This is a genomic window from Micromonospora echinaurantiaca (genome assembly GCF_900090235.1).
GTDB classification, from domain to species: Bacteria; Actinomycetota; Actinomycetes; order Mycobacteriales; family Micromonosporaceae; genus Micromonospora; species Micromonospora echinaurantiaca.
On sequence record NZ_LT607750.1, the window covers coordinates 2,656,114 to 2,674,333 of the forward strand.

16 protein-coding genes are annotated in these 18,220 nt (G+C 74.4%); 3 read left to right on the top strand and 13 right to left on the bottom strand.

What is annotated here, in order from left to right; genetic code table 11:
• Positions 1–2: 2 nt before the first annotated feature.
• The 4 genes from GA0070609_RS12225 to GA0070609_RS12240 form a co-directional block, all read right to left on the bottom strand.
• Positions 3–971: a DUF5715 family protein gene (locus tag GA0070609_RS12225; protein ID WP_088993924.1), complete on the bottom strand. Its 969-nt coding sequence runs from the start codon at positions 969–971 to the stop codon at positions 3–5.
• A gap of 157 nt (positions 972–1,128) precedes the next feature.
• Entirely contained in the window at positions 1,129–1,911 is a 783-nt protein-coding gene (locus GA0070609_RS12230; RefSeq protein ID WP_088993925.1) for an isocitrate lyase/PEP mutase family protein, read from the bottom strand.
• A complete protein-coding gene (locus tag GA0070609_RS12235; RefSeq protein ID WP_231928639.1) occupies positions 1,908–2,921 on the bottom strand; it encodes a cytochrome P450 in 1,014 nt (337 codons plus the stop codon). Before GA0070609_RS12235 ends, GA0070609_RS12230 begins: the two co-directional genes overlap by 4 nt.
• Positions 2,922–3,093: 172 nt before the next feature.
• On the bottom strand, positions 3,094–3,834 hold the full coding sequence (locus GA0070609_RS12240; protein WP_088993926.1) for an ArsR/SmtB family transcription factor: 741 nt from the start codon (positions 3,832–3,834) through the stop codon (positions 3,094–3,096).
• Between the two features lie 130 nt (positions 3,835–3,964).
• Here GA0070609_RS12240 and GA0070609_RS12245 point away from each other — a divergent pair, with 130 nt between their 5' ends.
• Positions 3,965–6,181 (top strand): family 43 glycosylhydrolase, encoded by a 2,217-nt coding sequence (locus GA0070609_RS12245; protein ID WP_088993927.1) that lies wholly within the window; start codon positions 3,965–3,967, stop codon positions 6,179–6,181.
• A 46-nt stretch (positions 6,182–6,227) separates the two neighbouring features.
• Here the strand turns inward: GA0070609_RS12245 and GA0070609_RS12250 are convergent, their stop codons facing one another.
• A complete protein-coding gene (locus GA0070609_RS12250; RefSeq protein WP_088993928.1) occupies positions 6,228–7,526 on the bottom strand; it encodes an ABC transporter substrate-binding protein in 1,299 nt (432 codons plus the stop codon).
• A gap of 16 nt (positions 7,527–7,542) precedes the next feature.
• Entirely contained in the window at positions 7,543–8,643 is a 1,101-nt protein-coding gene (locus tag GA0070609_RS12255) for a branched-chain amino acid ABC transporter permease (RefSeq protein ID WP_088993929.1), read from the bottom strand.
• 419 nt (positions 8,644–9,062) lie between these two features.
• On the opposite strand from GA0070609_RS12255, the gene GA0070609_RS12260 reads away from it, so the two are divergent.
• Positions 9,063–10,205: an RNA-guided endonuclease InsQ/TnpB family protein gene (locus GA0070609_RS12260; protein ID WP_197700259.1), complete on the top strand. Its 1,143-nt coding sequence runs from the start codon at positions 9,063–9,065 to the stop codon at positions 10,203–10,205.
• A gap of 33 nt (positions 10,206–10,238) precedes the next feature.
• Here GA0070609_RS12260 and GA0070609_RS12265 read toward each other — a convergent pair whose 3' ends face one another.
• From GA0070609_RS12265 to GA0070609_RS12295, 7 genes are all read right to left on the bottom strand, one after another.
• A complete protein-coding gene (locus GA0070609_RS12265) occupies positions 10,239–11,123 on the bottom strand; it encodes a branched-chain amino acid ABC transporter permease (protein ID WP_088993931.1) in 885 nt (294 codons plus the stop codon).
• Entirely contained in the window at positions 11,120–13,024 is a 1,905-nt protein-coding gene (locus GA0070609_RS12270) for an AMP-dependent synthetase/ligase (protein WP_088993932.1), read from the bottom strand. The genes GA0070609_RS12265 and GA0070609_RS12270 overlap by 4 nt, the downstream gene beginning before the upstream one ends.
• Positions 13,025–13,100: 76 nt before the next feature.
• Positions 13,101–13,877 carry an ABC transporter ATP-binding protein gene (locus GA0070609_RS12275; RefSeq protein ID WP_231928640.1) on the bottom strand — a complete coding sequence of 259 codons (777 nt, stop codon included), beginning with the start codon at positions 13,875–13,877 and terminating at the stop codon, positions 13,101–13,103.
• Positions 13,874–14,665 carry an ABC transporter ATP-binding protein gene (locus GA0070609_RS12280; RefSeq protein WP_088993934.1) on the bottom strand — a complete coding sequence of 264 codons (792 nt, stop codon included), beginning with the start codon at positions 14,663–14,665 and terminating at the stop codon, positions 13,874–13,876. Before GA0070609_RS12280 ends, GA0070609_RS12275 begins: the two co-directional genes overlap by 4 nt.
• 196 nt (positions 14,666–14,861) lie before the next feature.
• Positions 14,862–15,383, bottom strand: a complete 522-nt coding sequence (locus GA0070609_RS12285) for a 2'-5' RNA ligase family protein (protein ID WP_088993935.1) — start codon at positions 15,381–15,383, stop codon at positions 14,862–14,864.
• A gap of 35 nt (positions 15,384–15,418) precedes the next feature.
• A complete protein-coding gene (locus tag GA0070609_RS12290) occupies positions 15,419–16,024 on the bottom strand; it encodes a response regulator transcription factor (protein ID WP_088993936.1) in 606 nt (201 codons plus the stop codon).
• The gene (locus tag GA0070609_RS12295) at positions 16,021–17,175 is read right to left on the bottom strand and encodes a sensor histidine kinase (RefSeq protein ID WP_231928641.1); all 1,155 of its coding nucleotides are present in this window, start codon (positions 17,173–17,175) and stop codon (positions 16,021–16,023) included. The genes GA0070609_RS12290 and GA0070609_RS12295 overlap by 4 nt, the downstream gene beginning before the upstream one ends.
• A 133-nt stretch (positions 17,176–17,308) precedes the next feature.
• Here GA0070609_RS12295 and GA0070609_RS12300 point away from each other — a divergent pair, with 133 nt between their 5' ends.
• A complete protein-coding gene (locus GA0070609_RS12300; protein WP_231928642.1) occupies positions 17,309–18,166 on the top strand; it encodes a hypothetical protein in 858 nt (285 codons plus the stop codon).
• Positions 18,167–18,220 lie beyond the last annotated feature (54 nt).

The window sequence follows — 18,220 nt, forward strand, 5'->3', positions numbered from 1 at the left end:
GGTCAGATCCCCATCTCGGCCTCGTACGCCCGGCGCAGCCGCCGACGGGCGCCGGGAGCGAGGCAGAGGTGCCACGCCTGGCCCTCGTCGACCACGTTGACCTCGCCGGCCTGTTGCCGGGCCAGCAGCAGCCCACCGAGGGTCTCCCGGACGCCGAACCGCTCGTACCAGGCCAGTTCCACGTCGACCGCCCAGCCGAGACAGTGCCCGCTGGGCACCATGGCGGCGTAGCCGAGGCGGCGCAGCCGGTACTGGTGCTCGGCGCTGCGGACCAGGCTGGTCACCCAGAGCGGCGGAGTGCCCGCCGGGGTGCTGGCGGCGAACTCGCGGGCGACGTCGTTGAGGAAGGCGACCATCTCCCGCCGGGCCCGCCGGAACAGCAGCCCAGCGGTACGCGGGGTGGCGTCCGGCCGCAGTCTGCGGCGCAGCGCCCGCACCCCCCGCCCGAGGAGGGTGGCCGGCTGCTCCTGGTAGCGGAAGCGGAGCAGGTCCCGCCGGCGCAGCCACTCCAGGTCCACCAGTTCCGGGCTGGCGTTGACCTGCGCGTCGGTGAGGTAGGTGGGCGCGTCCCGCCACCACATCACGTCGATGCGGGAGAGCAGGTAGATCCGGACCAGGGCGGTCAGGTCGGCGGCGGAGCTGCGCTCGTTCGGCTGGTAGCGGGCCATCTCCAGCAGCAGCGTCTCGCGGGCGCCGACGAAGCCCTGCGGGGTGGCGTCGAGCACCGCCGCGATCGCCGGTTCGCGCAGCCGGGCGTCGATCAGCACCTGCCGGGCCGCGGTGGAGGGCGCCGTGGCCAGCGCGCCGACCTCGACCAGCAGCTCGGCCACGGCGGCGCGGTAGGCGGTCAGGTCGGGGCCGGGCGACGGGCTCCGCCGTGACGGGCCGGCCGGTGGCCGGCGGCGGGCCGGTGCGGTCGACGCGGCGGGCGGACCGGGCTGGTGTCCCGGGCTTCGGCTCGGCACTCGCATGGGTCGGTCCTCTCTCCCGTCACGACAACGGTCGGCAACCTCTGCGGCACACCGTAATCGGCCGGACCAGGTCAAGCCTGAACAATCCTCCTATCTTCCTCCGAAGGGATACGAGCCGGTCAGGACGGCTGCCAGGCGACCGCCGGGGGACGAACCGCTACCCGGTGGACGGCGCGACCAGCCGCTGCGTCTCGGCGTACGAGGGCAGCCCCGGCGGGACGCCCGCGCCGTCGAGCACGGCGAGGGCGCCGGCCAGCGCGGCCCGGAACAGCAGGGAGCCGGTGCTCACCCGGGCCACCCCGAGCGCGCCCAGCTCCGCCGGAGCCGGGCCGCCGGGTGACAGCAGCACGTTGAGCGGGGCGTCGATCGCGGCGGCCAGCCGGGCGATCAGGCCGGGGTCGGCGACGCCCGGCACGAAGACGCCGTCAGCGCCGGCGTCCTGGTAGGCACGGGCCCGGCGCAGCGTCTCCGGCAGCGGGTCGGGCGTGCCCAGCCACCAGGTGTCGGTGCGGGCGTTGACGAACAGGCCCGGCACGGCCGCCTTGACCGCGGCCACCTTGGCGGCGGTCAGCTCGGGTGGGGCGAGGCCGCCGTCGGCCCGGGCGTCCTCGACGTTGATCCCGACCACCCCGAGCCCGGCCAGCTCGGCGGCCAGCTCGGCGACCTCGGCCGGGTCGTCGCTGAACCCGGCCTCCACGTCGACGGTGAGCAGCACCGGGAGCCGGCCCAGCAGCCGGGCCAGCCGCAGCGTCTCCGCCCGGGTGGCGGCCGCGCCGTCGGGCAGGCCGGCGGCCGCGGCGACGCCGAGGCTGGTGGTCCCGATCGCCCGGTGCCCGCGGGCGGCGAGCGCGGCGGCGCTGGCGTGGTCCCAGGCGTTGGGCAGCAGCAGCGGCCGGTCCGCGTGGTGCAGGGCGTGGAAGGCGGCGAAGCGGTCGGTCATCGGGGGTGTACCTCCAGTCGGATCGGCACGCGCAGCAGCACGTGCGGTTCGTGGGGAACCGGCGCGGGCACCGGCCGGCAGCGGCGGCGCAGCACGTCCACCACGCCGGTGGCCAGCGCCAGCGCGTGCCGCTCCCCCGGGCAGCCGCGCGGCCCGGCGCCGAAGGTCAGCGCCGCGTGCGGGCGGCCGGGCAGCAGGTGGTCCGGGTCGGCGAAGACCGCCGGGTCCCGGTTGGCGGCGTCGAAACGCAGCAGCACCGGGCTGCCCGATGCCAGCTTCCGCCCGCCGAGCCGGACCGGGGCGATGGTGACCCGGCGGGTGCCGCGTACCGGCGGGTCGAGCCGGAGCACCTCGGCGAGGTCGCCGGTGGGCACGTCGGCCGGCCGGGCCAGCACGTGCCGGGTGGCGGCGCCGATCAGGCCGGCGGTGGCGTCGGCGGCCTGGACCAGCAGGCCGATCCGGTTCGCCCGGACCTCCGGCGCGTCGGCTGGGGTCAGCGCCAGCAGCGCGGCCACCGCCCGGTCCGCGCGCCGCACCGTGGCCGGGTCGGCGCCGGGGTGGTAGGCGGCCGCGACCGCGGTCACCGCCGGCACGGCGGCGTCCGGGTCGGCCAGGCCGAGCCGCTCGGCCAGCACCCGCAGCGGTACGCGGCGGGCGAGCGCGGCCATCACGTCCAGCCGGTCGGCGGCCCGGTCGAGCGTTTCCCCGGTGCGCCGGGCGGCCACCTCGCGCAGCTCGTCGGGGTCGAGTCCGGCCAGCATGGCCGTGCCGGCCGCCCGGCGGCCCGGGTGGGTCTCGGGCGCGCTGAACCGGCTCACCGTGCCGCGTAGCCAGGCGAGGGTCCCGGGCGGGCCGGGTGGGGCGACCGGCACCTGGCAGGCCGGATCGAGCAGCGCGGCGCGGACGTCGGCGTGCCGGGTCACCGTCCAGCCGGTGGCCGGGTCGAGGACGGGCGGGCCGCACGGCGGCGTGCCGGCGGCGGGGGCGAGGAGATTCGTCACGACGGTCACCCGGCCGACGGTAGGGCCGGATCGGTTCGGCCCCCGCCGAAGTACGCGCGACCCAGCGGGCTGATCCACCCGACTTCCGCGATGTCGCGGTATCGACGACGTCCGGAGGACTCGATGTTCCGCAACCGGAGTGGATCACGCGGCGGCCGATCCGTGCCCGACCGGTGCCGGGTCAGGCGCGGCCGCCGCCGGTGTCCGGGGCGGCGACCGGGGCGAGGTCGGCGACGGTCAGGCCGAGCGCGCCGGCCAGGGCGGGCCCGCCGGCCGGGGTCAGCCGGACGGCGCGGCCGGTGCCCCGGGTGAGCCAACCGAGGTCGAACAGCCGGCCGCAGAGCGCCGCGCCGAGCGTGCCGGCCAGGTGCGGGCGTCGCTCGGTCCAGTCCAGGCAGTCCCGCAACAGCGGACGCCGGCCGGGGGCGGCCACCGGCACGTCGAGCCCACCGAGCCAGTCCCGCCCGGCCGGGGTCAGGGTGAGCCCGGCCCGCTCGTCGAGCAGCCCCCGGGCCAGCATGGTGTCGCGCAGCAGCACGCCGAGCCGGCCGGCCAGGTGGTCGTAACAGGTGCGGGCGTACGCCAGGGCCGCGTCGGCGCGCACGGCGCGCAGCGAGCGGGCCGGCCGCGCGGCGGCGGGGGTGTGGCCGGCCAGGTCCTCGACCAGCTGGGCCACCGACGGCCCGGCCAGCCGCAGGTAGCGGTGCCGCCCCTGGCGCTCCTCGACCAGCAGCCCGCCGGCGACCAGCCGGTCCAGGTGCTCGCTCGCGGTCGACGGGGCGACTGCGGCGGCGCGGGCCAGCTCGCCCGCCGTCCAGGCCCGGCCGTCGAGCAGGGCGAGGCAGAAGCTGGCCCGGGTCCGGTCGGCGAGCAGGCCGGCGAGGCGAGCCAGCGCCGTGCCGTCGGTGCTGGTGGCGCTCATCGGCCCATGCTGACACGGGCACGGTTCGGCGGCCACCGACCGGTCACCGACTCTTTACAACGTTGTATCCATCGTTGTAGAAACGGACGGAGCGACCCTCGTCGACATTCCCCCACCCGAGGCAGGTCTGATGGGACAACTCCGTCGTGGCGGCGCGCTCGCCGCCGTGCTCGGTCTGCTGCTGGCGGCGACGGCGTCCGCGCCGGCCGTCGCCGGAACCGACGCCGACTACCGCAACCCGGTCTCGGCCGGGTTCGCCGACACCTTCGCCGACCCGGTCGTCCTGCGCGGTGACGACGGCTACTGGTACGCCTACGGCACCACCGACCCGCTGCGCGAGGGCGAGCGCCAGTTCCACCGGGTGCCCACCGCCCGCTCCGCCGACCTGGTCGACTGGCAGTACGTCGGGGACGCCTTCGGCGCCGACCAGCGGCCCCCGTACGCGGCGCCCGGTGCCGGCTTCTGGGCCCCCGACGTGCGCCGGATCGGCGACCGCTACGTCATGTACGTGACGGTCACCGACACCACCGTCTCCCCGGAGGGCAGCGACTTCGCGATCGGCGCGGCGACCGCGCCCACCCCGACCGGCCCGTGGACCTTCGTCGACGAGCCGGTGGTGGCGCCTCGCCCGGGCGGCGGCGGAGGCTGGTTGTGGACCATCGACCCGTCCCAGTTCACCGACGTCGACGGGACCAGCTACCTCTACTACGGCAGCTACTACGGGGGCATCTCGGTCACCGAGCTCTCCCCCGACGGGCTGCGCGCGGTCGGCCAGCCGACCCTGGTGGCGATCGACAACAAGTTCGAGGGCGGCTACGTGCTGCGCCACGACGGCTGGTACTACCTGTTCGCCTCGACGGCGAACTGCTGCGCAGGCCCGGCCACCGGCTACTCCGTCCACGTCGGCCGGTCGCGGAGCCCGCGCGGCCCGTTCGTGGACCGCGACGGCATCCCGCTGACCGCGTCCCGGGCCGGCGGCACGCCGGTGCTCACCCAGAACGGCAACCGGTGGATCGGCACCGGCCACAACGGCTTCCTCACCGACCTGTCCGGCCAGGACTGGATCGTCTACCACGCGCTCGACCGGGCCGACCCGTACCTGGACGAGCCGTTCGGCATCAACGAGCGGCCGATGCTGCTGGACCGCCTCGACTGGATCGGCGGCTGGCCGACGGTCAACGCCGGCGCCGGCCCGTCCGACGGCGAGCGGCCCGCGCCGGTGACCACCGGCCGGGTGGACGAGCGGTTCGACGCCGGGCTGGCCGGCTGGCGGGGCACCGGCGACTGGCGGGTCGCCGACGGCCGGCTCACCGGCAGCGGCGCGCTGACCAGCCGTACCACCGTCGGCGGCGACGTGCGGGCGGAGACCGACCTGCGGCTGACCGGCGCCGAGGCGGCCGGGCTGACCCTGGGCGGCCGGGTCGAGGTGCGCGTCGACGCGGCGGCCGGCCGGCTGGTGGCCCGCGACGGCGGCCGCACCGCCAGCGCGGCGCTGCCGCCCGGCCATCGCCTGACCGACCGGCACAACCTGGCGGTGGAGGTACGCGGCCGGCAGCTGGTGGCCGAGCTGAGCCCGGCCCGGCTCGGCGACCAGCTGGCCACGGTCGCGCTGCGGCTGGACCGCCCGGTGCCCGGGCGGCTCGGGCTGACCGCGACCGGCGGCGCCGCCGAGTTCGACAACGTCAGCCTGGCCCGGCTGCACCGACCGGCCCGCCACGCCGTACCGGAGCCGCGGGCCGGCGCCCTGCTGACCGGGTGGTCCGACGAGTTCACCGACGGCCTCGACCCGGCCTGGAGCTGGGTGCGGCCGGACCCGTCGGCCACCGTGTCCGGCGGGGCGCTGCGCTGGCCGACGCAGGCCGCCGACCTGGTCGGCACCGGCAACACCGCGAGCGTGCTGCTGCGCGACGCGCCGGCCGGCGACTACCTGGTGGAGACGAAGGTGACCCTCGACCTGGGCGAGGAGACCGTGCGCAACTACCAGCAGGCCGGCCTGGTCGCCTACGTCGACGACGACCGGTTCGCCCGGCTGGCTCAGGTGGCGATCTGGAACACCCGGCAGGTGGAGTACGGCTACGAACTGCCCTTCGCCGGCCAGCCGGTGTACGGCGGCAACATCGTCGGCACCCCGGCCACCACCACCTGGCTGCGGCTGGCACACCGGGTCGACCCGGTCACCGGCGAGCACGAGTTCCGGGCCGGCTCCAGCCGGGACGGCGAGCACTGGACGTGGGGCGGGGTGTGGACCTTCCCCGCCGACACCACGCCCCGGATCGGCCTGGTCGCCCACGGCGGCGCGCAGCCGCCGGTCACCGCCGCCTTCGACTACCTGCGCTTCCACCGCTGACCCGACGGTCGGGCCCCCGCCGGCGCGGGGGCCCGACCCGGTCGGCTCAGAGCTTCTCGTAGCAGGGCCGGTCCAGGTTGTACCCCCCGGCGGTCGGCCCGGTGAACAGCTCGCGGACCTGGCTCACCCCGGTCGGGCTGGCCTTGTCCGGCTTGTAGACAGCGGTGACCCGGACCGCTCCCTCGTTCGCCCCGGCGGCGTAGTTGCCGGCGGTCGCCGGCAGCATCCCCTCGTAGTCCACCGAGGTCAGCGACTTGACCGCCTTGAGCAGGCCGGCCCGGGTCAGGTCGCCGTCGGCCACCGCCTTGGCCAGCGCCGCCTTCATCGGGTACGACCACACCCAGCCGGAGGTGTAGCCGTCGTTCGGGGTGACCCCGGGCAACGCCTCGCGCAGCGCCCGGTGCCCGGGGGTGTCGGTGCTCCAGGTGTTCCACGGAGCGGTCTGCTCGTAGCGGGCCAGCAGCGCGGGTGCGGCCGGGCTCTGCAGCAGCGCCGGGTTCCAGGTCGGGCTGGTGCCGATGAACCGGCCGGCGAAGCCGCGGGCCACCGCCTGCCCGACGATGGTCGCCGCGTCCGCCGGGCCCATGGTGAGCACCACCAGGTCCGGCTTGCCGGCGAGGATGGCCTGGATGGCGCCGGCCTGCTTGTCGGCGCCGGAGTCGGTCTTGACGTCAGTGAAGGTCATCCCGAGCGTCTGCGCGGCCAGCTTCACCCCGGCCGCGGCGTCGTCGCCGTAGTCGCCGGCCAGGTGCACCGCCATCACCGACTTCGGCGCGTACGCCTCACGGGCGTAGTCCAGCGCGTTCATCGACTCGACGCAGTAGTTCGCGCCGGACTCGATGATGACGTCCTCGAAGGCGTAGCCGGAGGTCCAGGCGGCCGGGGCGGCGATCACGCTGCTCGCCTTCATGTCGCCCAGGATGGCGCCGGTGGTGGGCGAGCCGAGGCTCTGCGCCAGCGCCAGCACGTTCGGCTTGATCTGCTGGTAGACCTGGTTGTGGGTCTGCGGGTTGTACTTGTTGTCCCGCACGTACCGGGTCACGTCCACCTCGTAGTCGCCGATCCCGCCGGCGGTGTTGACCCGCTTCCAGAACGCCTTCTGCGCGTCGGTGATCGGCACCGCGAGGGCCCGGAACGGGCCCTCGGTGAGGTCGGAGATGATGCCGAGGTAGATGCAGCCCTTGTTGCGGTCGACCGCGTCCGGGCACGGCTCGGCGGTGACGCCGACGTCGGTGCGCAACCCGGATTCGTCCGTTGTGCTGTCCCCGCCACGGCACGCGGTGAGCGTGCCGGCCAGCAGGATCAGGGCCACCCCGAGGGCGGTCCGCGACGTCCGTAGTGCCATGGCTTCCTCGCTCGGGTCAGTAGGAGAACGGCCACGCCTTCCAGTAGGCGCGGGCCCGGACCCAGAGCCCGAACAGCCCGCGCGGTTCGAAGATCAGGAAGACGATGATGAGTACGCCGTAGAGGATCGTCTCCACCTGGAAGACGTTCGGCACCTCGTTCGGCTGGGTGCTGATGAACGGCACCCACGCCTGCAGCTCCCGGGTGAGCCGGGGCAGCAGGGTGATGAAGAACGCCCCGGCGATCGCGCCGGAGATGGTGCCCGCGCCGCCGATCAGCACCATGGCGATGTACTGCACGGACAGCAGCAGGCTGAACGAACTCGGGTCGAAGAAGCCGGTGATGGTGTAGAGCAGCGCCCCGGCGCAGCCGGCGTACGCCGACGACACGGCGAACGCCAGGGTCTTGTACCGGGGCAGGTTCACCCCGATCACCCCGGCGGCGATGTCCCGGTCACGGATGGCGGTGAACGCCCGCCCGATCCGCGAGCGGGCCAGGTTCCGGGCGGCCACCCCGAAGACCACGAGCAGGCCGAGCATCAGCCAGTACAGCTTCTGGTCGCGGGTGGCGGCGGCGTCGGTCACCGCGAGCGGGTGGCCGAGGAACTCCAGGGTGGCGGCCGGCCGGCCGACCCCGGCGCCGCCGGTCAGCGCCGACCACTCGTTGAACACGTGCTGGCCGATGAAGACCAGGCCGAGGGTGACGATGGCGAGGTAGAGCCCGCGCAGCCGGGTGGCCAGCGGGGCGACCAGCACCCCGGCCAGCGCGGCCACCAGGCCGGCGGCGGGCAGCCAGACCGCGATGTCGGTGACCCCGAGACCGATCACCCGGCCGTCCGGGTCGCCGCTGATCGCCGCCGCGGTGTACGCGCCGATGCCGAGGAAGAACGCGTGGCCGAGGGAGACCTGGCCGGCGTACCCGGTGACCAGGCCGAGTCCGATCGCGCCGATCGCGGCCACGCAGCAGACCGCGAGCAGTTGCAGCAGGTCGTCGGTGAGCAGGAAGGGCAGCGCGACCGCGAGCAGCAGCAGTGCGCCGGTCCACCACCGCTTGGCCGGGGTGTCCAGCAGCGCCAGATCCTGGGCGTACGACGTGCGCAGCAGCGGCCGACCCCGCATCGGTTGGCGTCTGGGGATCCATCGGCTTCGGCCGCTGCCCGGGCGGTCAGACGTCGGGATGGTGGTCGGCATAGCGTTAGCGCCTCCAACCTGGCACGGCCGAGAGTGCGGTGAAGTAGCAGTCGGTCCACAGGATCGCTAAACGGCCTTGAGCTAAGGGATCTCCCCGTCGTAGCTGCCGCGGTAATCCCTCGTGATCTGCTTGGCGCGTCTGGTCTTAGGAGGGACATGCTGCGAGGTATGGTTGGGCCTCGTATGGAGGGCCCCGGCAGGACTGTACTCCCAGTACACTTCTCGAGCCATCTCCTCGGGCTCGTCGTTAAACGCTCCGGTGAGCAGACCTGGGCGTTCGCCCGGACACCAGGCCAGGCAGAGCCCATGGATACTCGCCTTCTAGGAAGCACCTCGTGCAAGAAATAGTGCGGTACACGTACCGGTTGCGCCCTGGAGCAACAGCGGTCGCCGCATTGCACGCCGAGTGGGGTCGCTGCCGGTTCCTGTGGAACGAAGCCGTCCACCAGCAGAAGATCGGTAACAAGCCGACCCTGTGCAGACTCTCCAAAATGCTTACCGCAGCCCGCTCCCGATGCGGATGGCTGCGTGAAGGTTCGCAGGTAGCCCAGCAGCAGACCCTGCGAAACTATGCTCTCGCGCTTGCCCATTCCTCTTTGATCAAGGGTCGCCGCCCGCCAAAGGTGAAGCAGCGCAAACGAAGTCTTCCGAGCCTTGAGTACACGGTCCGGGGCTTCAGCATCCGGGACGGACGCTTGCGTCTTGCGTGCGGTCTCCGCATCCCCGTGGTCTGGTCGCGGGACCTCCCTTCCGAGCCGACCAGCGTTCGCGTCTATCAGGACACCCTTGGACACTGGTACGCGTCCTTCGTGGTGCGCCGGGAAGCACAAGTGGTGCCAACTGCTACCGCATCCATCGGCGTTGATTGGGGAGTCAGCGTCACCGCCACAACCACCAACCCCGCCTTTGACCTGCCGTATCTCGGCCACCGGAAGAGGTGCGCCGCAGAATTGGCCAGGATGCAGCGAAGGATGAGCCGGCGTCGCAGGCCTAAGGGCCAACCCGTATCCAGCGGTTACCTGGACGCCAAGCGACGCGCTGCCAGACTGCACAAGAAGGCTGCGCGGCAAAGCACACACGACGCGCGCCAATGGGCGAGGAGAGTAATCGACAGCCATCAGCTGATTGCTGTGGAGGACTTCAAGCCGAATTTGCTTTTCAAATCCACAATGGCCCGCAAGGCCGCCGATGCCGCGATCGGCGCAGCGAAACGAGAATTGATCGAACGTGGCATGCGGGCGGGCCGGAAGGTGGTGTTGGTGCCGCCCGCCTACACCACAATGACCTGCGCCGAATGCGGCTCGAGAGCCAAGAGCCGCCTCGGTTTGGGTATGAGGACTTTCAGGTGCAACGACTGTGGCTACACCGCGGGACGCGACCTGAACGCCGCGAGGGTGATCCTCGCCACGGTAGAACGCGACCGTGTTGGTGCTGACGATGTGAGACATACGATCAACTCCCTACGGGGCGGCCGGTCGGGTGCAGTCTGAGCCAAGAATCTCCCAATACATTCGGAGAAGTCGTTAAACCCGCTCCACCTCCCGGGTGCCGAACAGCCCGTACGGGCGGACCAGCAGCACGACCAGCATCAGCACGTACGGGGTGATCACCGAGACGTTGCCGCCGAGCCAGGCGAGGTCGTTGGCGTAGGTGGCGGTGAGTTCCTGGAGCACGCCGACGGCGAGCCCGCCGACCACCGCCCCGGGCAGCGAGTCGAGTCCACCCAGGATGATCACCGGGAGCGCGGTCAGCGCGATCAGCCAGAGCGCGGCGTCCACGCTGGCACCGGCGGCGGCGAAGGTGCCGGCCACCGCGGCCAGCCCGCCGGCCAGCGCCCAGCTGACCGCGAAGACCGCCCCGACCGACACGCCGTGCGCCAGCGCCGCCTCCTGGTCGAGCGCGGCGGCCCGCATCGCCAGCCCGGTGCGGGTGAACCGGAAGAACGCGAACAGGCCGGCGACGAGCAGCCCGGTGGCCGTCACCGCGGCCAGGTGCCGCTGTTGCAGCTCGACCGGGCCCAGTGACAGGGTGCGCAGTCCCCACGGGTCGCCGACGTGCCGCACGTCCAGGCCGATGAAGGCGTTGACCACCACCCGGACGGCGACGTCCACGCCGAGGGTGATGATGGCGACCACGAACGCGGGCCGGCCCACCATCGGCCGGACGGCGGCGCGCTCGACGCCGAGCGCGAGCAGGCCGGTGCCGACCGCCGCGAGCGGCACCGCCGCCCAGAAGCCGACGGCCGGGGCGAGGTAGGTGACCGCGACGACGCCGGCCAGCATGAACGCGGGCTGGGCGAAGCTGATCACGCGGGTGGCCTTGTAGATGATCACGAAGCCGAGCGCGAGCAGGGCGTAGATGCTGCCGGTGCCCAGCCCGCGCAGCACGCTCTCGGTCAGCTCGGTCACCGGTCACCGCCCGGCGCGTACAGCTCGTCGACCAGGGCGGCGAAGGCCCGGGTGACCGCCTCCCGGCGGACCTTCTGGGTCGCGGTCAGCTCGCCGTCGTCCTGGTCGAGTTCCTTGGGCAGCAGCCGGAACCGCTTGATCTGCTCGATCCGCGGGTGCCGGGCGTTGACCTCGTCCACCACGGTGCGGATCAGGTCGACCACCTCCGGCTTGGCGCTCAGGTCGCGGTAGGTGGTGTACGCCAGCCGGCGCCGCTGCGCCCACTGTCCGACCGTGTCGGCCTCGATGCCGATCAGCGCGACCAGGTAGGGCCGGCGGTCGCCGATCAGCACGGCCTCCTTGACGTACGGCGACGTCTTCAGCTCGTTCTCGATGCCGGCCGGGCCGATGTTCTTCCCACCCGCGGTGATCATGATGTCCTTGGCCCGGCCGGTGATCCGCACGTGCGTGCCGTCCACCCACTCGCCGATGTCGCCGGTGTGCAGCCAGCCGTCCGGCTCCAGCACCGCCGCGGTGGCGGCCGGGTCGTCCAGGTAGCCGGCGAAGACCCCGGGGTGCCGGGTGAGGATCTCCCCGGTGGTCTCGTCGATGCGCAGCTCGACGCCGTGCTGCGGCTCGCCGACCGTGCCGAGCTTCACCCGGCCGGGCCGGTTGCCGGTGGCGATGGCGGAGTTCTCCGTCATCCCGTACACCTCGTGCATCGGCACCCCGACGCCCATGAAGAAGCGCAGCACCTCGGGGGCGATCGGGGCGGCGCCGGAGGCGGCGTAGCGCACCCGGCGTACCCCGATCCGCTCGCGCAGCGCCCGGTAGCAGAACAGCCAGCCCACCGCGTACGCCAGCCGGCTGGCCGGGGTGTGCCGGCCGCCGGTGGCCACCAGGGTGGCGCCGATCCGGTCGGCGACCCGCAGCCAGAACCGGGCCACCGCCCGCTTGAGCGGGGACGCCGACGCCACCCGGATGGTGACCGTGGCGAGGATCTTCTCCCAGATCCGGGGCACCCCGAACAGGATGGTCGGCTGAACCTCGCGCAGGTTGGCCGGCACGGTGGCGACCGACTCGGCGAAGTTCACCTGCACCCCGGCGCCGGCGCTGCTCCAGGTGGTGAAGACCCGCTCGGCGACGTGGCAGAGCGGCAGGTAGGACAGGAGCAGGTCGTCCGGGCCGGGCGGGGGGTCGGCCAGGCCGCCGCCCTCGGTGACCGTCCGCACCGCGAAGTCGACGTTGGCGACGGTGAGCATCGCGCCCTTCGGCCGGCCGGTGGTGCCCGAGGTGTAGATCAGGGTGGCCAGGTCGGCGTCGGTGGCGGCGGCCATCAGCTCGGCCACCGCGCCGGGGTGGGCGACCCGGTGGGCGGCGCCGAGGGCCAGGAAGTCGTCCCAGTACAGCAGCGCCGGATGCCGGTAGCGGCCCCGGACGCCGCGCGGTTCGAGATAGACCACGCGGTCCAGGTCGGGGCAGTCGTCGAGCACCGCGAGGGCCTTGTCGACCTGTTCCTGGTCCTCGGCGACGAGCACCCGGGCGCCCGAGTGGGCCAGCAGGTAGCCGATCTCGGCGGCCGGGTTGGTCGGGTAGAGCCCGACGGTGACGCCCCGGACGGCGACGGCGGCCACGTCCGTCCAGAGCCACTCGCGCCGGTTCTCGGCCAGCACCGCTACCCGCTCCCCCGGGCTCACCCCGAGGGCCAGCAGGCCGTGCGCCACGGTCTGCGCGGTGTCCCAGTACGCCGCCCAGGTCACCTCCTGCCAGATCCCGCGGATCTTCTCCCGCAGCGCCACCCGCTGCGGGGTGGCCCGGGCGCACTCGCGTACCCGGGCGGCGATGGTCGGGGCGGCGGCGTCGGCGGCGCCGGTGGCGGGCGCCCCGGTGGGCGCGCTGGTGGGCGCGCTGGTGGTGCTCATGCCGCCGCTCCGCTTCGCTCCGCGGCGTCATGAGGCACCGCCGGGCGGTGTCGATGATTCGCTCGCTGACGCTCGCTCACGTGGTGGTCACCTCCCCCAGGTAGGCGCGGATCACGTCGGGGTGGTGCTGGATCTCGGCCGGGGTGCCGGTGGCCACCGGTTGTCCGAAGTCGACCACCAGCACCCGGTCGGCGAGGTCCATCACCAGGCCCATGTCGTGCTCGACCAGCACCACCGGGATGCCCAGCTCCTCCCGGACGTCGAGGATGTAGCGGGCCATGTCCTCGGTCTCCTCGAGGTTCATCCCGCCGACCGGCTCGTCGAGCAGCAGCAGCTTCGGCTCCATGGCCAGCGCGCGGCCCAGCTCCACCCGCTTCTGCACCCCGTACGGCAGCAGCCCGACCGGCATCCGCCGCCACTGCTCCAGCTCCAGGAAGTCGACGATGTCCTCCACCGCGGCCCGGGCGGCCAGTTCGGCGCGCCGGGCCCGGCCGCGCCAGAGCACCGCCGCCAGCGGCCCGTACCGGATGTGGTGGTGCCGGCCGAGCAGCAGGTTCTCCAGCACGGTGAGGTTGGCGAAGAGCTCGACGTTCTGAAAGGTTCGGGCGAGCCCGAGCGCGGCGATCTGGTGCGGGCGCCGGCCGACCAGGTCGACGCCGTCGAAGACCACCTGACCGGCCTGCGGCCGGTAGACCCCGGAGAGCACGTTGAAGATCGACGTCTTGCCGGCGCCGTTCGGCCCGATCACAGCGAACAGCTCCTGCCGGCCGACAGTGAAGCTCACCCCGTCGATCGCCCGGACGCCGGCGAAGCTCAGCCGCACGTCGGTGAAGCGCAGGATCTCGTCGCTCACGACAACCACCGCTTCCGTCGCCGGTAGTGCTTGACCTCCCGGAACGAACGCCGGCCGGTGTCGGCGCCGGCGTGCAGGCCCAGGTAGAACTCCCGCACGTCGTCGTCGGCGAGCAGCTGCGCGGCCGGCTTGTCGAGCACCACCCGGCCGGTCTCCAGCACGTAGCCGTGCGCGGCGACCGAGAGCGCCATGGCGGCGTTCTGCTCGACCAGCAGCACGCCGGTGCCGGCGGCGTTGATCCGCACGATCAGCTCGCGGACCTGCTCGACCAGGCGCGGGGCGAGGCCGAGGCTGGGCTCGTCCAGCAGCAGGTAGCGGGGGCCGGCCATCAGTGCGCGGCCCATCGCCAGCATCTGCTGCTCGCCGCCGGAGAGGTAGCCGGCGGTGCGCCGGCGCCGCTCGGCCAGCACCGGGAAGAGCGCGTACACCTCGTCGAGCCGGGCCGGGATCCGGCGTGGGTCGGTGTGCCCGCCGAGGCGCAGGTTCTCCTCCACGGTCAGCTCGCCGAAGATCCGCCGCCCCTCCATCACCTGCGCGACGCCGCGGCGCACGATCGCGGCCGGGCGCAGCCGGTGCAGCGGCTGGCCGTCCAGGGTGACCTCGCCGCGGACCACCTCGCCGTGGTGGATGTCGAGCAGCCCGGTGATGGCCCGCAGCAGGGTGGTCTTGCCGGCGCCGTTGGCGCCGAGCAGCGCGACGATCCCGCCGGGCGGGACGGTGATGCTCAGGCCGCGGAGCACCAGCATCACGTCGTCGTAGACGACCTCGAGGTTGCGCACCTGCAGCATGGCCGGCGCTCCTGGGGCTCGAGTGTGGCGTGTGCCACAAGTTACCGAGCATTAAACCGTGCGGAACGTCCCCGCAAAAGATCGGAACGGTTGGATCCGCCGGCTTGGCCGCCGACGGTCGGCCCGATCGCCCGGGCGACGGCGCCGTCCGGTCGCGCCGGCGCGGTGCGCCGCCCTGGCCACCCGGCGCGACGAATCAGCCGGTCGGCGTGCCGAGCGGGTGGACGGTGCGGGTCGCGCCGTTGTAGCTGCGCGCGGCGACGAACTCCCCGGCCGGCGGGGCGTCGCCGAGCACCGCCCGGGCCAGGCCCGCGTCGGCGTCGCGGAACCGCAGCGCCAGGCTCAGGTGCGGGCGCCACCGCCGGGGCGCGTGCCACGGGTTGCGCCCGTCTGCGTCGGCCAGGACGCGCCACACCGCCGCGTGCAGCGCGGTCAGCTCGGCGCCGGGGTCGACCAGCCAGACCAGCGGCGCGCTGCCGTCCAGGACGGTGACCTCGCCGAGCCGCGCCGGCACCGGCAGCGCCGCGTCGACCAGCGCGGTCAGCCGGGCCACCGCGCCCGGCGGGAACTCGTCGGCCGCGGCCAGGGTCAGGTGCGGCCGGTTGGTCGGGTGGGTGTTACGCGCCAGGCTGGGCAGCCCCGCCGCGGCCAGCCGGGCCCAGGCGGCCCGGACCGCGGCGTCCAACCCCGGCGAGCAGACCAGTTCGACCGTACGCACCAGCGTCAGGCTAGTCGGCGGGCTGACCGGTCGGGTCAGAGCCAGCCGTTGTCGCGGGCCGTGCGCACCGCCGCCGCCCGGTCGGCGGCGCCCAGCTTCTGCACCGCGGCGGCGAGGTGGTTGCGGACGGTGCCGGCGGACAGGTGCACCCGCCGGGCGATCACCGCGACCGGGGCGCCGAGTTCGGCCAGCCGCAGCGTCTCCAGCTCGCGCGCGGTCAACGGGCACTCGGGCAGGGTGAGCGCGTCGGCGGCCAGCGACGGGTCGACGTACCGGCCGCCGGCGTGCACCCGGCGGATCACGTCGGCGAGCGCGCCGCCCGGTGAACCCTTGGGCAGGAAGCCCCGCGCCCCGGCGGTGAGCGCCTGGCGCAGGTGCGCCGGCCGACCGTGGCCGGTCAGCAGCACCACCGCGCAGTCGGGCCGCACCCGGGTCAGCTCGGCGGCGACCTGGATGCCGGTGAGCCCGGGCATCTCCAGGTCCACCACGGCCACGTCCGGCCGGTGGGCCAGCGCGGCGGTGACCGCGGCCGGCCCGTCGGCGGCCTGCGCCACCACCTCGAGGTCAGGCTCCAGCCCGAGCAGGGCGGCGACCGCCACCCGGACCAGCTCCTCGTCGTCGGCGAGCAGGACGCGGATCATGAGGCGACCGGCACGGTGGCCTCCAGGGTGAACACCGCACCCTCCCGGTGCACCCGCAGCCGGCCGCCGGCCGCGCCGAGCCGGTCGGTCAGCCCGCGCAGGCCGTCGCTGCGCCCGTCCGGGCCCCGGTCGGTGGCGCCGTCGTTGGTCACCGTCATCCTGGCCACGCCGCCCTCCTGGACGATCTCGATCCGGCACCAGCCGGCCCGGCTGTGCCGCAGCACGTTAGTGCTCGCTTCGCGCAGCACCGCCGCCAGCTCGCCCGCCGTCGCCGCCGGCAGGCCGGCCGGTAGGGACGGCACGGCGCACCGTACGCCGCACGAGCGCAGCACGCCGGCCACGGCGGCGAGCTGCTCACCCAGGTCGACGGTGCGGTAGCCGTGCACGGTCTCGCGTACCTCGGCCAGCGCGGCGGCGGCCAGCCGCTGCACCTCGGCGGCTTCCCGGCCGGCCCGCGCCGGATCGCTCGGGGCGAGCCGGGCAGCCAGTTCGGCCTTCAACGCGATCACCGTGAGGTTGTGCCCGAGCACGTCGTGCACCTCCCGGGCGAGCCGCAGCCGCTCCTCGGTCGCGGCCAGCCGGGCCTGCGCGGCCTGGCCCTGCCGGGCCTCGACGAGCAGGTCCCAGAACCAGACCTGGAACCAGTTCACCACCGCGATGCCGGTCCCCACCCCGCCGGTCACCGCGAGGTGGCGGCCCAGCGAGCCGCCGGTCCAGCCGGCCACGCCGGCGGCGACCGCGACGGCCAGCGCCGCGACCGCCAGCGCGGCCGGGGGGCGGACCAGCAGCGGCGCCATGCCGACCAGCGAGGCACCGAGCCACGCCCAGGTGGGCCAGTCGCCGGCGGCGACCGGACCGACGACGGGAACGCTCAGCACCGCCACCACGGCCAGGCACGCCTGGAACCGCCGGCGCCGCCGCTGCGCCAGCCACGGCGTGGCCGCCGCGTACAGCACGGCGGACTGGGCGGCGGCGAAGGCCAGCACGCCGACCGCGCCGAGCGCCGCGCGCACCGGGTCGGGTTCCCGCAGCACGCCGACCGCCGGCAGCAGCAGGCTGGCCCAGCCGCTGGTGGCCAGCGACACCAGGGTCGCGTAGCGGGCGCGGCGCAGCCGCCGGTCCGCCCGGGGTACCGCCGCCTGCTGCGCCACGCCGCAGATCCTAGGGCGGCTCGCCGTCCGGTTCACCCGTGCGGATCGCACGGTCCGGCCGTGCGACCCGCCCGGAAATCCGGTGCCGCACGCGGCTGTCCTGCGGAGCACCGCCGCCGGCAGGGTCGAGGGCATGAGACAGACGCTGACAGACGACCCGGTGGTCTCCGCGCCGCCGGCCGCCGCCCGCCCGGCCGGCGGCGTACGACACCTGCTGCGGCACCTCGGCGAGATGGCGCTGGCGATGGTCGCCGGGATGGTGCTGCTCGGCCCGCTGTGGACGGTGGCCGGCGCCCCGCTCGGGCTCACCGCCACGCTGGCCCGGCCGGACGTCGCCGCGCTGACGATGGCGACCGACATGACCGTCGGCATGACCGTCTGGATGCGGTACCGCCGGCACTCCTGGGCCGCCAGCGGCGAGATGGCGGCCGCGATGTACCTGCCGTTCCTGCTGCTGCTCGGGCCGTACTGGGCAGGGCTGCTCGGGGCCGACGCCCTGCTGCTCGGCGGCCACCTGCTGATGATTCCCGCGATGGTGCTGGTGGCGGTGCGGCACCGGCACGCCGCGCCGGTCCCGGTACGGCGGCACCCGGCCGTCGTCGCGCTGGCCCGCCGGTGGCCCACCCTGCTCGCCCTGCTGATAACGGTCAAGCTGTGGGCCGAACCGGACGTGCCGAGCCCGTGGCTGATGCTGGTGCTGCCCGGCCTGTACCTGGTGATCGGCGCGGCCCGGCGCCGGCTGCGCGGTCCCGGCGGGCTCGGCCGGCAGCTGGTCGGGCTGGCCGCCTGGTCGGCGCTGGCGCTGGTGGCGGTGGTGGTCGACGGCCGCACGGCGGCCTGGCTGGTGGCCGCCGGGTGGCTCGCCCACGCCGGCTGGGACCTGCTGCACCACCGCCGCGACGAGGTGGTGCCCCGGGCTTACGCCGAGGGGTGCGGCGTGTTCGACGCGGTGGTCGGCGTCACCGTCGTGCTGGCGATCCTGACCGGCTGAGCCGCCGGGTCGGGCCGGCCGGCGGTACGGGGGCGGCCGGCCCGACCCGGTGTT